Annotated in this window: 11 protein-coding genes; 6 read left to right on the top strand and 5 right to left on the bottom strand. The window is 62.0% G+C overall.

Translation table 11 applies throughout. The annotated features are described in order from the left end of the window. Positions 1-473: 473 nt before the first annotated feature. Both kdgD and V8G57_RS19095 read right to left on the bottom strand, forming a co-directional pair. Positions 474-1,385 (bottom strand): 5-dehydro-4-deoxyglucarate dehydratase, encoded by a 912-nt coding sequence (gene kdgD, locus V8G57_RS19100; protein WP_092400132.1) that lies wholly within the window; start codon positions 1,383-1,385, stop codon positions 474-476. Positions 1,386-1,655: 270 nt separating this feature from the next. Next, positions 1,656-2,414 (bottom strand): FadR/GntR family transcriptional regulator, encoded by a 759-nt coding sequence (locus V8G57_RS19095; protein ID WP_092400130.1) that lies wholly within the window; start codon positions 2,412-2,414, stop codon positions 1,656-1,658. A 313-nt stretch (positions 2,415-2,727) separates the two neighbouring features. Here V8G57_RS19095 and V8G57_RS19090 point away from each other — a divergent pair, with 313 nt between their 5' ends. The 3 genes from V8G57_RS19090 to V8G57_RS19080 are packed head-to-tail and all read left to right on the top strand — an operon-like array spanning position 2,728 to position 6,747. Then, positions 2,728-4,074, top strand: coding sequence for an MFS transporter (locus V8G57_RS19090; protein WP_342830776.1), 1,347 nt, complete (start codon positions 2,728-2,730; stop codon positions 4,072-4,074). Further along, complete coding sequence (gene garD / locus V8G57_RS19085) at positions 4,071-5,654, top strand: galactarate dehydratase (RefSeq protein WP_342830699.1); 1,584 nt, start codon at positions 4,071-4,073, stop codon at positions 5,652-5,654. The genes V8G57_RS19090 and garD overlap by 4 nt, the downstream gene beginning before the upstream one ends. A 10-nt stretch (positions 5,655-5,664) precedes the next feature. Continuing rightward, positions 5,665-6,747 (top strand): lactonase family protein, encoded by a 1,083-nt coding sequence (locus V8G57_RS19080; protein WP_342830698.1) that lies wholly within the window; start codon positions 5,665-5,667, stop codon positions 6,745-6,747. Between the two features lie 31 nt (positions 6,748-6,778). On the opposite strand, the gene V8G57_RS19075 is transcribed toward V8G57_RS19080, so the two are convergent. The 3 genes from V8G57_RS19075 to V8G57_RS19065 all read right to left on the bottom strand — a co-directional run bounded on the left by V8G57_RS19075 (position 6,779) and on the right by V8G57_RS19065 (position 9,874). Then, positions 6,779-7,822 (bottom strand): questin oxidase family protein, encoded by a 1,044-nt coding sequence (locus V8G57_RS19075; RefSeq protein WP_342830697.1) that lies wholly within the window; start codon positions 7,820-7,822, stop codon positions 6,779-6,781. Between the two features lie 83 nt (positions 7,823-7,905). Beyond that, a complete protein-coding gene (locus V8G57_RS19070; protein WP_342830696.1) occupies positions 7,906-9,216 on the bottom strand; it encodes an ATP-binding protein in 1,311 nt (436 codons plus the stop codon). Beyond that, complete coding sequence (locus V8G57_RS19065) at positions 9,206-9,874, bottom strand: response regulator transcription factor (protein ID WP_092400122.1); 669 nt, start codon at positions 9,872-9,874, stop codon at positions 9,206-9,208. The genes V8G57_RS19070 and V8G57_RS19065 overlap by 11 nt, the downstream gene beginning before the upstream one ends. A gap of 238 nt (positions 9,875-10,112) precedes the next feature. Between V8G57_RS19065 and V8G57_RS19060 the strand changes: the two genes are divergently transcribed. From V8G57_RS19060 to V8G57_RS19050, 3 genes are all read left to right on the top strand, one after another. Further along, on the top strand, positions 10,113-12,266 hold the full coding sequence (locus tag V8G57_RS19060) for a TonB-dependent receptor domain-containing protein (RefSeq protein WP_342830695.1): 2,154 nt from the start codon (positions 10,113-10,115) through the stop codon (positions 12,264-12,266). Positions 12,267-12,316: 50 nt separating this feature from the next. Continuing rightward, the gene (locus V8G57_RS19055) at positions 12,317-13,036 is read left to right on the top strand and encodes an acid phosphatase (RefSeq protein WP_342830694.1); all 720 of its coding nucleotides are present in this window, start codon (positions 12,317-12,319) and stop codon (positions 13,034-13,036) included. A 148-nt stretch (positions 13,037-13,184) separates the two neighbouring features. Then, complete coding sequence (locus V8G57_RS19050; RefSeq protein WP_342830693.1) at positions 13,185-13,961, top strand: hypothetical protein; 777 nt, start codon at positions 13,185-13,187, stop codon at positions 13,959-13,961. Positions 13,962-14,047: the final 86 nt, after the last annotated feature.

Raw genomic sequence — 14,047 nt, 5'->3', positions numbered from 1 at the left:
CGGTGGCATGCGACGACTTCGTTCGTCGTTATCTAAAACGTTTGCTACTCCGTGGATGCTAGCCGGGGGTAGCCCGGCAGCTACTCACTTTCTTTGCTTCGCCAAAGAAAGTAAGCAAAGAAAGGCGACCGCAAAGCCGTTGCCCTCCCTTCGGTCGGGTCCCCAAATCCGGCGCGTGCCAGCCGGGTGGGGAAAGCAACTCGCCTTCGGCTCAAACATCTTTCCCCACAATTCCCGGCTGACACGCGCCGGATTTGGCAACGTCTCAATGCGGAATTCAAAAGCAACAGCAACGTCAAAAGCAACAGCAACGTCAAAAGCAACAGCAACGTCAAAAGCAACAGCAACGTCAAAAGCAACTGCAACCCCAACGTCAAAATCAACTTCAACCCCAACGTCAAAATCAACAGCCGCGCATTTGTTCAGCCGGGGGACGTATTACCTATCGGCGCCGCTGTTGCTTGTTTGGATAATTACTGCGGCCCCTGCGTCAGGATCAGTGCTTTCAATTGCTCGCGTTCTTCCGCATTAAGGTCGATCAGCGGTGTGCGTACCGGGCCGCCGTCGTGGCCGGCGATGGTGGCGCCGGCTTTGACTATGCTGACGGCGTAGCCGGCTTTTTTGTTGCGGATGGCCAGGTAGGGCAGGAAGAAAGTGTCCAGCAGGCGGCCGGTGGTGGCGTGGTCGTCGTTCTTGATTGCGGTGTAGAAATCGATCGCCATCTTTGGCAGGAAATTGAATACTGCCGAGGAATAGACCGGTACGCCGAGCGCCTTGTAGGGGGCGGCGAACAGTTCTGCCGTCGGCAAGCCGCCGAGGTAGCTCAGGCGGTCGCCGAGGCGGCGCCGGATCGATACCATCAGCTCGATGTCGCCGATGCCGTCCTTGAAGCCGATCAGGTTAGGGCAGCGCGCCGCCAGCAGTTCCACCGAGTCCGCGTTCAGGCGGCAGATGCCGCGGTTGTACACGACTACGCCGAACTTGACCGAATTGCAGATGGCTTCCACGTGCGCGACCAGGCCGTCTTGCGAGGCTTCGGTCAGGTAGTGCGGCATCAGCAGGATGCCTTGCGCGCCGAGGCGTTCGGCTTCCTGCGCAAAAGCGATGGCGGTACGGGTGGGGCCGCCGGCGCCGGCCAGGATCGGCACTTTGCCGCGGCAGGTTTCGACCGCCACCCTTACCACGTTGGAATACTCGGAGGTGGTCAGCGAAAAGAACTCGCCGGTGCCGCCTGCCACAAACAAGGCGCTCGCACCGTAGGGAGCCAGCCATTCGAGCCGAGCTGCATAAGTGCTCGGGCGGAATTCGCCTTGCGCATCGAAATCGGTGATCGGGAAGGACAGCAAGCCGGCGGAAAGCGTTTGTTTGAGTTCTTGAGGATTCATGGTCTCGGGATGAAGTAGTGCTGCGGTTGATAATCGGACGCTTTCGCCGCAGGAGGGCGTCCGGCGTCCGGATGATTAAGTTATCAGTCATCGTACAACAAAGATTTGCAGTATGCAAGCCGGAAAATGTTGTTTGTTGCAGCGGGAAGCGGGTGGACCGGACACGGGAAGCCGGGTCAGGCCGGGGAGGAAAGCGTGGCCGGCCGGGAGGATGGCGGCGCCTGTCATGGAGCTGCCGGGCGCGCCGGCAGCGAGGTTTTCAGTGTTTGATTACGACGCCAGCGCCATGCTGTCCTGCACCTTGCGCAAGCGCTCGCGGCTGTTGCTCAGGTGGGTGCGCATTGCCGCCCGCGCTGTCTCCGGGTCCTGGCGCACGATGGCGTTGTAGATATCTTCGTGTTCGCGGTGGACGCGGTCCAGGTAGGCCGCCGGATCGTCATGCGCAAGCCTGGCGGAGTTGATCCGGGTGCGCGGGATGATGGTGGTGCCGAGGTGGGTCAGGATGTCGACGAAATAGCGGTTGCCGGTCGCCTGCGCGATGTGCAGGTGGAACTGGACGTCGGCCGCCACTGAGTCGCCGTGCTCATGGGCGCTCTTCTGGAAGGCGTCCAGCGCCATCCGCATCTGCGCCAGCTGCTCGTCGCTGCGCCGCGCCGCCGCCAGCCCCGCGGCTTCCGCTTCGAGGCTGATGCGCAGTTCCAGGATGGCCAGGATGTCGCGCATGGTGATCACGGTTTCCGGATCGATGTCGAAGCTGCCGGAGCTGCTTGCCGCCAGCACGAAAGTGCCGATGCCGTGCCGCGTCTCTACCAGTCCTGAAGCTTGCAGGTGCGAAATCGCCTCGCGTATCACGGTGCGGCTGACGCCCTGGGTGCGCATCAGTTCCGATTCGGTCGGCAGCTTGTCCCCGGGTTTGCTGCTGCCGTTCCTGATGCCGTCGGCAATGTTGGCGACCACGCTCTGCGCCAGGTTGCGATGTTTCTTGCGCGGTGCGCCAGGGTCGGGCTGAGTGGTGAGCGGTGTATTCATGGGGTAGGGGCCGCAGGAAAGGTAAATCTAGTTGCTAAATTATTTTGGGCTGATTATACTACGATTCAAGTTGTAGGATGACTGATAACATCAAGGTAGTTTAACGCAGGTTAAACATCAAGAATAATAAGAACGGCGCCTTGTAACAACCCCTGGCCTGGACCCGCAGCATGCGGCCAGGGCCGCGGGTGGTGGAAGCTGCGCATTCCAGGCCGCTCTGCCGCAGGCGCCGACTCTGGCGAAACAGGAGACGCAGGTGAATATCGATAAAACGGCCGGGCCGGCAGCGGCCCCGCGCGGCAAGCTGCGCTACATGATTTTGTTCATGCTGTTCGTGGTGACCACTTTCAACTACGCGGACCGCGCCATCCTGTCCATTGCAGGCACTGCAATGAAGGGCGAACTGGGCTTCGACGCGGTCACCATGGGTTTCATCTTCTCGGCTTTCAGCTGGGCCTATGTGCTCGGGCAGCTGCCGGGCGGCTGGCTGCTCGACCGCTACGGATCGAAACGGGTCTACGCCGCCAGCATCTTCATCTGGTCGCTGTTTACGCTGCTGCAGGGCGGCGTACATTTCCTCGGCGTGCTGTGGGCGGTGCCGGCCTTGTTCATGCTGCGCTTCATGGTGGGCCTGGCGGAAGCGCCTTCGTTCCCCGCCAACGGCCGCATCGTCGCCGCCTGGTTCCCGACCACCGAGCGCGGCACCGCCTCGGCGATCTTCAACTCCGCGCAATATTTCGCCACTGTGCTGTTCGCGCCGCTGATGGCCTGGATTACGCACGCTTACGGCTGGTCGGAAACGTTTGTCGTCATGGGCGTGGTGGGCCTGGTGCTGAGCATGATCTGGATGCGGGTGATGCACAGCCCGCAAGACCATCCGCGCATGACGCCGGCGGAACTGGCGCATATCCGCGACGGCGGCGGCCTGGTCGAGATGGACCAGGGCCTGGGACAGGCGGCAGGCAAGGGAGCGCAGGTGAACCGCGGCGTCAAGCTGGGCTATCTCAAGCAGCTGCTCGGCAACCGCATGCTGGCCGGCGTCTACCTGGGCCAATATTGCATCAATACGATTACCTATTTTTTCCTGACCTGGTTCCCCATCTACCTGGTGCAGGAGCGCGGCATGTCGATCCTGAAGGCCGGCATCGTGGCGTCCTTGCCGGCGATCTGCGGTTTTCTCGGCGGTGTGCTGGGCGGCCTGATCTCGGACCGCCTGATCAAGCGCGGCTTCTCGCTGACCTGGGCGCGCAAGATCCCGATCGTCGCCGGCTTGCTGCTGTCGACTACCATGATCTTGTGCAATTACGTCGATACCCAGTGGATGGTGGTCGGCATTATGGCGCTGGCGTTTTTCGGCAAGGGCGTCGGCGCGCTGGGCTGGGCGGTGGTGGCGGATACCTCGCCGAAGGAAATCATCGGCCTCACCGGCAGCCTGTTCAACATGTTCGGCAACATCGCAGGCATCACGGCGCCGATCGTGATCGGCTACATCATCAAGCAGACCGGCTCCTTCGAGTGGGCGCTGGTGTATGTCGGCGCCAACGCCTTGCTGGCCGTGGTCAGCTACCTGGTGATCGTGAAAGACATCAAGCGCGTCGAGCTCAAGCCGCTGGACGATGCAGGGCAGCCATACAAGAAATTATCTGGAGTGGAATCATGAGCAAGGCAGCAACCGACAAAACAGACAGCAACACGCCGCTGTATATCCGCATGCAGGAGCAAGACAATGTCGCCATTGTCGCCAACGACGGCGGCCTGCCGGCCGGTTCGGTGTTTCCCTGCGGGCTGGTGCTGCGCGACAAGGTGCCGCAAGGCCACAAGGTTGCCCTGGGCGACCTGGCTGAAGGCGAGGCCATCGTGCGCTACGGCGTGGTGATCGGTTATGCGCAGCGGCCGATCGCGCAAGGCAGCTGGATCGAAGAATCGCTGGTCAGGATGCCGCCGGCACGGGAACTGAGCAACCTGCCGATCGCCACCCGCAAGCCGGTGGCGGCGGCGCCGCTGGAAGGCTACACCTTCGAGGGTTACCGCAACGCTGACGGCACGGTCGGCACCCGCAATATCCTGGCGATCAGCACCACGGTGCAATGCGTGTCGGGGGTGGTGGAGCATGCGGTCAAGCGCATCAAGGCCGAGCTGCTGCCGAGCTATCCCCATGTCGACGACGTCATCGGCCTGGAGCACACCTACGGCTGCGGCGTGGCGATCGACGCGCCGGGCGCGGAGATTCCGATCCGCACCCTGCGCAACATCAGCATGAATCCGAATTTCGGCGGCCAGGCGATGGTAGTCAGCCTGGGCTGCGAAAAACTGCAGCCGGGCCGGCTGTTCCCGCAAGGCTCGATTCCGATCCAGAGCACCGGCGGCAAGGAAGACGGCTTGCGCGTGGTGTGCCTGCAGGATGCCGAACACGTCGGTTTCGAATCGATGATCGTTTCCATCATGGCCACCGCCAGGGAGCAATTGGCCGAACTCGACAAGCGGCGCCGGGTTACCTGCCCGGCCTCGGAGCTGGTGGTCGGCGTCCAGTGCGGCGGCAGCGACGCCTTCTCCGGCGTGACGGCGAATCCGGCGGTAGGGTTTGCTAGCGACCTGCTGGTGCGCGCCGGCGCCGCCGTGATGTTTTCCGAAACCACCGAAGTGCGCGACGGCATCGACCAGCTGACCGCGCGCGCCGCCAGCGCCGAGGTGGCGCAAGCCATGATCCGCGAGATGGCCTGGTACGACGATTACCTGACCCGCGGCGGCGTCGACCGCAGCGCCAACACCACGCCCGGCAACAAGAAGGGCGGCCTGGCCAACATCGTCGAAAAAGCCATGGGCTCGATCGTCAAATCCGGCAGCAGCACGATTTCCGGCGTGCTGTCGCCGGGCGACAAGCTGCGCCAGAAGGGGTTGATCTATGCCGCCACGCCGGCCAGCGATTTTGTCTGCGGCACGCTGCAGCTGGCCGCCGGCATGAACCTGCACGTATTCACCACCGGCCGCGGCACGCCTTACGGCCTGGCCGCGGTGCCGGTCATCAAGGTCGCCACCCGCAACGACCTGGCGCGGCGCTGGCACGACCTGATGGATGTCAACGCCGGCCGCATCGCCAGCGGCGAGGCCAGCATCGAAGAGGTCGGCTGGGAATTGTTCCAGCTGATGCTGGATGTGGCCAGCGGGCGCAAGCAGACCTGGGCGGAACACCACAAATTGCACAATGCCTTGACGCTGTTCAATCCGGCGCCGATTACCTGACAGGACAGAAATGCACCATAACCTCGGCCGGCTGTGTACCTCCCTGGCGCTCATGGCGTGCGCTACATCGGCTTCGGCCACAACCATGGTGTACGTGTCCAACGCCGACAGCCGCGACATTTATGTCATGGCGCTCCGCCAGGCGGACGGCAGCGTCGCCCTGGTGGAGAAAGTGGCGACCGGCGGCACGGTGATGCCGCTGGCGGTCAGTCCCGACCGCCGATTCCTGTATGCCTCCTTGCGTTCGCTGCCGTATTCGGTCAGCAGCTTCTCCATCGATCGGCAAAGCGGCAAGCTGGGCTTGCTGTCGACCGTACCGCTGGCCGACAACATGGCCAACCTGGCGACCGACAGGACCGGCCGTTTTTTGCTGGCGGCGTCCTACACCGGCAGCAAGATTTCCATCAATCCGATTGCCGCCAAGGGCGAGGTCGAGGCGCCGCCGCTGGCCGTGATCCCGACCCGTGAAAAAGCCCATGCGGTAGCAACCGATCCTGCCAACACCCATCTGTTCGCCAGCAGCCTGGGTGGCGACGTCATCCAGCAATATCGCTTCGATGCGGCCAGCGGCCAGGTCACGCCTGGCGTTCCGCCGTATGTGGAAACCAGCCATGGCGCCGGTCCGCGCCATTTCGTGTTCGACCGCCGCGCCCGTTTCGTCTACGGCACCAATGAACTGGACGGCAGCCTCAATACCTATCGCTACGATGCCGCCGCCGGCGCCATGACGCTGCTGGCTTCCGTTTCGCTGCGGCCCAAGGATTTCCAGGGCGCGGCGCTGGCGCCCGCCGACCTGCACCTGACGCCGGACGGCCGTTTCCTGTATGCCTCGGAGCGCACCTCGAGCACGCTGGCCGGATTTGCCGTCGACCCGGACAGCGGCGCATTGACGCCGATCGGCAATTTTGCTACCGAGACCCAGCCGCGCGGCTTCAATATCGACCCAAGCGGCCGCTACCTGCTGGCGGTCGGCCAGCAGTCAAACCGCATGAGCAGCTACGCCATCGACCAGAAGAGCGGTGCGCTGCAGCTGCTGCAGCGCTACGACATGGGGAAAAATCCCAACTGGGTCGAGATCGTCGAGCTGCCATAGGCGTCGCCGGCAAGGTCGAGACGGCCGCTTGTCAATGCATCTGAAACATGCGGCCGGCCCGCCGCGCCGCTGCCGCCAGGTACAGCGGCGACGGCGCGCGCAGGTTTTCGCAATAGCAGGTGTAGACCATCTTGATCACGTGGTCGTCGTCGGAGGCGATGGCGGTGGTGAACAGGTCTTGCCAGGTGTCCGCGTTGTCGATCAAGGTTTCTGCATCATCCGAGATCGCATCCGATGCCGCCAGGGGCGGCGCGCCTATCGATACGTACGCGGCGCAAACCGCCACCCACAGGTCTGGCAGCAGGCGCTGGACCAGCGCCTCCGGCAGATGGGACAGCACGCGGCGCGCGGCGTGCAGGCCGGTGACGATGTGCAGGGCAGTGAAATTATTGGTCTGCCAATACAGGGAAATGGCCGCCCGCGCCATGGCGTCGAGCAGCTGGGGCTGCATTGGCGCCGCCGGCAGCACTGCGTAGAACAGCGGATAGCCGGCCACCGCCCGCAAGCGCGTAACAATCAGGCTGCCGGTGAATACCGTGCCATGCAGCACGCGCGACAAGATGGCCAGCCCCTGGTTGACCGAGGCAGCGGGTATTCGCTGGTGCGATCCCGCGTCGATATGCAGGTTGCCGCAGACCAGCGCCGCCAGCCCGGCAGCGATTTCGCTCAGGTGCTGCGCTTCCAGGCCATATGCAAGCCGGATCAAGGCATGGAAGGCGCCGCTTGCGGGGGCAAACGGTATCCTGCCCAGCACTTGTTCAAGGACGGCGTCGGCGCCGGCGCTCCAGATCCATTCTTCAAAATATTCGCGCAGGGCGCTGACGGCGCTGGCGTCGCCGATGCAGGCCAGCCATGTATCGCGGCCGACCGCCTTGAGCACAGGCCGGGCCGGTACGGCCGAGCGGTGTTGCCACGTATCGAAAAATTCCTGCAGGCGCGCCGGCTGTGCGCCCATTCCGGCCAGCGCGCACAACGCCATCGGACAGTGGTTGGTCAAGCCTTTGTTGTCGTCGGCATAGCGGGCATTGGCGTCAAGCAGGCGGTGCAGGGTTGGTTCGCGTAGTCGTTGATTCATGTGATGGCCCCAAGATCAGTGGTTGACCGGCGCAGTATGCAAGTTAAAGTACACTTGAGGTCAACAGGAATTTTTGCTGCGCCCTATGCAGCTCTTTTGAAAATGATGCTGGCTTTCAGGCCGGCCAGCCGCGGCGCCTGGCCTAGCTTCACTTCAGCCTGGTGCAGCTCGGCCACCTGCTTGACGATGGCCAGGCCGAGGCCGCTGCCGGTGGCCTGCGGCACCAGGCAGCGGTAGAAACGGTCGAACACGCGCTCTCGTTCATCCGCGGGAATGCCAGGCCCGCTGTCTTCGATTTCCAGCAGGATGTCGTCCTGGCTGGCGCGGATGGTGACGTCGACCTGGCCGCCGCTGGGGGTGTAGCGCACCGCATTGTCGATCAGGTTGCGCAGCAGGATGTGCAAATGATGCTCGGATCCCATGATGTGGCCGGCATCCAGCTGCTCGACGCCGAGGTTGATTTTGCGCGTGTTGGCATAGGGGATCAGGTCGATGGTCACCTCGCGCGCAATCTCGTGCAGCTGCAGGCGGGTGTGCGGATCATGGATGCCGCCCGACTCCAGGCGCGACACCATCAGCAATTGTTCGACCAGGTGGCTGGTGCGCTTGACCCCGGCCTTCAGGTCCGCCAGCGCGCGGGTTTCGCGCCCGCTGCCGAGCGACTGTTCCACCAGCTGGGTCTGGATCTGCAGGGTGGCCAGGGGAGTGCGCAATTCGTGCGAGGCGTCGGCGATGAATTTTTTCTGGCCTTCGAGGGCGACGCCCAGGCGCTGCAGCAAGGTATCGAGCGCATGCGTCAGCGGCTTGATTTCAGCCGGCTGGTCTTGCGTGGCCAGCCGGCCCAGCTTGTCGGGAGTGCGCTTGGCCAGCTCCTGCGACAGGCGGGTCAGCGATTGCAGGCCGGTGCCGACGCTCCAATGGATCAGCAAGCCCATGATCAGTAAAAAAATCAGCAGCGGGATCAGTGAACGCAGTGCGTGCTCGACGGCGATGTTGCGCCTGCCGCTGAGCGATTGCGCTACCTGGATCAGGTTGTGGTCGGTCTTGCGGATGAACAGTTTCCATTCGCTGCCGCGCCAGGTTATTTCGCTGAAGCCGGGTGTTGAAAAACGCGGCAGGACGATCGCCTGGTGCGAGCTGTAGCTGAGTTTCCCATCCTGGTCCCAGATCTGCAGGATGCTGTCGTCGCCGTCGTATTTCAGCGCCGGCTCGTTGACGCCCAGGTCGTTGCCGCTGAAATGCACCGGAATGGCGGAGGCGATCTGGCTCATCTGGTCGTCGTAGATATCGGCCAGCAGGGCGCGGTCGATCAGGTAGTCGGCCAGCACAAAACATGCGCCCAGGATGGCCAGGCCGGACAGCAGCCAGAACAGCAGGCGGTTTCTAATCGACACACGCGCTTTCGAGCATATAGCCCAGGCCGCGGATATTGCGGATCACGCCCGGCGCCAGTTTTTTCCGCAATGCGTGGATATGCACCTCGATGGTGTTGCTCTCCACTTCATCGTTCCAGCCATATACCTTGTCGACCAGCTGTGCGCGCGACAGCACCGCGCCCGGCTTTTCAATCAATGCCGCCAGCACCATCAGTTCGCGGCTGCTCAAGGCAATGTTTTTTCCTTTGTAAGCGACGGTATTGCTGGCCGGGTCGAAATGGATGTCGCCGTGCACCAGCAGCGGGCTGGTGCGGCCGCCGCTACGGCGCAGCAAGGCGCGTATGCGGGCTGCCAGTTCATCCAGGTCGAACGGTTTGCTCAGGTAGTCGTCGGCGCCGGCGTCCAGTCCTTCGATCCGGTTCAGCACGCGGTCGCTGGCCGACAGGATGATGACCGGCGTGCTGTTGCTGCCGGAGCGCATTTTCTTCAGTACTTCCAGTCCCGATTTGCGCGGCAGGCCCAGGTCCAGCAGCACCGCGGAATAAGACTCGGCGGCCAGCGCGGCTTCGGCGGCAATCCCGTCCTGGGTCCAGTCGACGGTGAAGCCGTAGGGATAGAACCCCTTGCGGATGCTGTTGCCCAGCATGTAGTCGTCTTCAATCAGAAGTAAGCGCATCGGGTTACCCGCCTTGGTCGACCCTTGAAGATAGCAGCCGATTATGACCAGCGCGTGAAATGCGGCGCCGGTTGACGTAAATCAGACAGATTCCGCACAGCTCATTTTCGCTTAATTTTCAAAGCTTATGCTTCGCCCCGAACTACGGCTGACGACTGCAGATGCTGGCAGCAAGCCATTCGCCGGACAATTTCTTTCGATTTTTTTGCGACAACGATTCTAAAAAGGAAACATGGAAATGAAGCGCCTCAGTTTGAAGCCAGGTACCCAGCAGGTCTTGTACGCGTTAGTGTGCATGGCGGCGCCGATGATGGCCGCCGCCCAGCAAGCAGCCGACGGCGGCGGCGATACCGCCGTCGTTGAAGTTACCGGCAAGGCAGCAACCGCAGCCAAGACCGCGCTGTCGCAAGGTTCGCTGACGGCGCGTTCGGCGCAATCGATAGTGAGCGATGAATTCATCCGCAACCTGACCTCGCCGGTGGCCGATTTCAGCCAGGTGCTGCAGATGACGCCAGGCATGTACAGCTACAGCCCGAACGGCGTCGGCCTGGGCGATACCAAGACTTTCTTCCGCGGCTTTTCCGACGGCGACTACACCATCAGTTTCGACGGCATCCCGTTCCAGGACACCAACAGTCCTTCGCACCACACCTGGGCTTTCTTTCCCAGCCAGTTCCTGGGCGGCGCGGTGATCGACCGCAGCCCCGGCTCGGCCGCCACCATCGGCCCGGCCAACTTCGGCGGCTCGGTCAACCTGCTGTCGCGCAACCTGGAGCCTGAACAGCGCATCAGCGTATTCGATTCCTACGGTTCGTTCAACACCAAGATCTACGGCGCCGAGGTTGAAAGCGGCCAGTTCGGCGCCGATGGCGCTTCCAACCTGCTGGTCAACGCGCACCAGATGACATCGAACGGCTACCAAAGCTACAACAAACAAACACGTGATGCGGTGTCGCTCAAATATCAATATGCGATCACCAGCAGCACGGCGCTGACCCTGTTCGGTTCCTATATCGACCTGAAAGCCAATACGCCCAACACCAAGGGCGCGACCCGCGCCCAGATCGCGCAGTTCGGCGACGACTACCTGCTCAGCAACGATCCCAAGCAAGCCAACTACTGGGGCTACAACTTCTACCATGTGACTTCGGATTTCGAATATGCCGGTCTCAGCTCCGACCTGGGCGGCGGCTGGAAGCTGGACGACAAGCTGTACACCTATGCTTATCACAACCAGCAGAACTATAACGGCAGCACCATCACCGCCACCAGCGCCACCGACAAGCTCAACAGCTACCGCACCTACGGCAACCTGCTGCGCCTGAGCCAGGAATCCAGCTTCGGCATCCTGCGCACCGGGCTGTGGGCGGAAAACGCCGACACCAACCGCTACCAGATCCCGTCCGATCCGCGCACCTGGGTCGACGCCGCGCTGCCGAATTTCCATGAACGCTTCAAGACCACGACCCTGCAGCCGTTCGTCGAATATGAATTCCAGGTCGCCAAGGACTTGAAAATCACGCCGGGCGTGAAGTATTCGTCTTACCGCCAGGACCTGACCCAGTACGCCGACAACGGCAAGACCGTCGGCAACCTGGGCGGCAAGCCTAGCGTCCAGCACGCGGTGACCTATAACACCGTGTTGCCGTCGATTGACGTGCACTACATGCTGCAGCCGAACTGGTCGGTCTACGGCCAGTATGTCGTCGGCGATGAAATTCCGCCGAGCAGCGTGTTCGACGTCAAGAACGCCAACGTCACGGCCTTGCCGTCGTCGATCAAGAGCAAGACTTTCCAGGTCGGCTCGGTGTGGAAATCGGACAGTTTCACGTTCGATATCGACGCTTATCACATCAAATTCGATAACGCCTATTCGTCGTTCACCGACAATGCCGGCAATACCACTTTCTTCGCCAACGGCGGCTCCACCACCCAGGGCATCGAAGCCGAAGGCAACCTGGTGCTGGGCGCCGGCTTCAGCCTGTACGCCAACGCCACCTACGGCACCGCCAAGTTCGCCAATGGCCAGTGGATCGCCGGCGCGCCTAGCGATACCGAAACGCTGGGCCTGAACTACAACCGCGGCGGCTGGGATATCGGCTGGCTCAACAAGCGGGTCGGCACCATGTATAACGATAACGGCAGCGTGCACCAGGCGGTCAAGATCAGCCCGTTCACGATCTCCAACCTGTTCGTCAACTACACCATCAAGCGTCCGACGCAATTCATCAAGCAGGCCAAGATCCAGTTCGGCATCAATAACCTGTTCGACAAGCACAGCGTCGTCGGCGTCAATCCGGCCAGCACTACCACTTCGGCGCCGGCGCCGGGTGATGTGCTGACGCTGCTGCCGGCGCGCAGCCTGTCGCTGACGCTGAACCTGGATTTCTAAGCAACGAGCGGGAGCGCCGCTCCCGGTTTTTTTATTTGAAAGTACTGTTCATGCGTAAATTCATTGCTTCCCTGCTGCTCCTGTCCTTTGTCGCCTGCGCCGGCCCGGTGCTGGCGCGCGAGGAAAATCCATTCATCACGTCGAAAGAAATCGACCTGGTCAAGCTGCTGCCGCCGCCGCCCGCCAACGATTCGCCGCAAACCAAGGCTGAGCTGAGCGAAATCCTCGCCCTGCAAGCCGCGCGCACGCCGGAAATGGCGGCGCGTTCGCAAGCCGACGCCACGGAAGACATCTGGCGTTTTGCCGACGTCATGGGCGTGAAATTCAAACGCGACCAGCTGCCGCTGTTCGCCATGTTTTTCCAGCGCGTGGTTGATTCCGAAGGCGCCGTGGTCGATACCTACAAGGATGTCTGGAAGCGTCCGCGTCCATTCATGTACAGCGACCTGGTCAAGCCCGTAGTCAAGTTGTCGCGCTCCGGCGCTTATCCGTCGGGCCATGCCACGGCCGGCACGCTGATGGGCATCGTCCTGTCCAACATGGTGCCGGAAAAACGCGCCGAGATCATGGCGCGCGCCGCCGAATACGCCAACAACCGCATCGTTGGCGGCGTGCACTACCGTTCCGACATTGAAACCGGCCGCATCACCGGCACCGTGATCGCCGCCAGGCTGCAGGCTCGCGACGATTTCAACAGCGCGTTCGACGCCGCCAAGAAGGAGCTGCGCGGCGTGCTGGAACTGGGGGCAGATCCGGCTGATAACAGGTAACTGCAAGCGAGTCCCCGGATTTCAAAAAACCAATCCTCGGGGTTGGTTTTTTTTAGCCCTCGTTTATATGTTCGGCCCGTATTTTTACGATATCTTTATGCGCGTTTCTCTAGACTTAAGTCATCAGAGACAGCGTGCGAGCCCTATCATGATCATCACGGTTTTCAGCGAAGACGAGTTTGCCAAACGCTCGATCATTGCGCTCAGCCTGGCGGCCTATTGCGCGCAGAACCGGCGCAGGGTGCTGCTGACAGACGCCACTGCGCTGCAGTATGCATTGGGCTGGGATGCACGGCGCCGGGCCGCGGGCGGCAAGCCGAAGGTCACCGTGCGCGGCAGCGCAGACCTGGAATCGGACCTGGAAAATCCAGCGTCCTATTATCGCAACCACTATCCGGAAACCATCGTCGACACCGACGGCAGCAACGCGCGCAATACCAACGCGGCGCTGGTCGCCACCGACGTGCTGGTGATCCCGGTCCATTCCCGCCAGGCTTGCAACCGGCAGGCGCTGGTCGAGCGCATCGAAGCTGCGCGGCTGTTCAATCCCGCGTTGCGCATACTGGTGGTGGAAGTCCAGGCCATCAGCGCCTTCGACGCTGCAGCAGGCACGGAAACCAGCCCGGCCCGGGCCTTGGCAAAAGAAATCCTGACCGCAACCCCGGCCGAGACGGTGATCCACGAGTGGATAGACGATCGCAGCACCTTCGACCGCGGCCTGAGCGTATTTGAACCAAGCCCGCGCAATGAACGCGCCGTCGCCGAGATCAAGGATCTTTACCAGGAAATAGCAAGGACCAGGACCCAGCCGGTCGAGCAAGAAGCCAACAGCCTGGCGATATTGCACGCCTTGCAAAGACGGACGCAAGAGAAGGAGCTGCGCCACGTCAGCGTCGACGCGCTCCACGGATCCATCACCCATTAATTAGGGTCAGAGTGAGGTGTCCCGGTTTTGGTGGACAGGTTAATTAAGCACTTTTGAACTGTGCCTCGACTTCGGTAGGTGTGCGG

The organism is Collimonas rhizosphaerae (assembly GCF_038896935.1).
GTDB lineage: Bacteria > Pseudomonadota > Gammaproteobacteria > Burkholderiales > Burkholderiaceae_D > Collimonas > Collimonas rhizosphaerae.
The sequence above is the reverse complement of the archived record's forward strand: the minus strand, read 5'-3'. Positions and strand labels throughout refer to the sequence as shown.

Coding starts and splice junctions, on each gene's coding strand:
- V8G57_RS19065 (WP_092400122.1), bottom strand. CDS start 9,874: ATGCGCTTACTTCTGATTGAAGACGACTACATGCTGGGCAACAGCATC.
- V8G57_RS19055 (WP_342830694.1), top strand. CDS start 12,317: ATGCGTAAATTCATTGCTTCCCTGCTGCTCCTGTCCTTTGTCGCCTGC.
- V8G57_RS19075 (WP_342830697.1), bottom strand. CDS start 7,822: ATGAATCAACGACTACGCGAACCAACCCTGCACCGCCTGCTTGACGCC.
- V8G57_RS19060 (WP_342830695.1), top strand. CDS start 10,113: ATGAAGCGCCTCAGTTTGAAGCCAGGTACCCAGCAGGTCTTGTACGCG.
- garD (WP_342830699.1), top strand. CDS start 4,071: ATGAGCAAGGCAGCAACCGACAAAACAGACAGCAACACGCCGCTGTAT.
- V8G57_RS19095 (WP_092400130.1), bottom strand. CDS start 2,414: ATGAATACACCGCTCACCACTCAGCCCGACCCTGGCGCACCGCGCAAG.
- V8G57_RS19090 (WP_342830776.1), top strand. CDS start 2,728: ATGATTTTGTTCATGCTGTTCGTGGTGACCACTTTCAACTACGCGGAC.
- V8G57_RS19080 (WP_342830698.1), top strand. CDS start 5,665: ATGCACCATAACCTCGGCCGGCTGTGTACCTCCCTGGCGCTCATGGCG.
- kdgD (WP_092400132.1), bottom strand. CDS start 1,385: ATGAATCCTCAAGAACTCAAACAAACGCTTTCCGCCGGCTTGCTGTCC.
- V8G57_RS19050 (WP_342830693.1), top strand. CDS start 13,185: ATGATCATCACGGTTTTCAGCGAAGACGAGTTTGCCAAACGCTCGATC.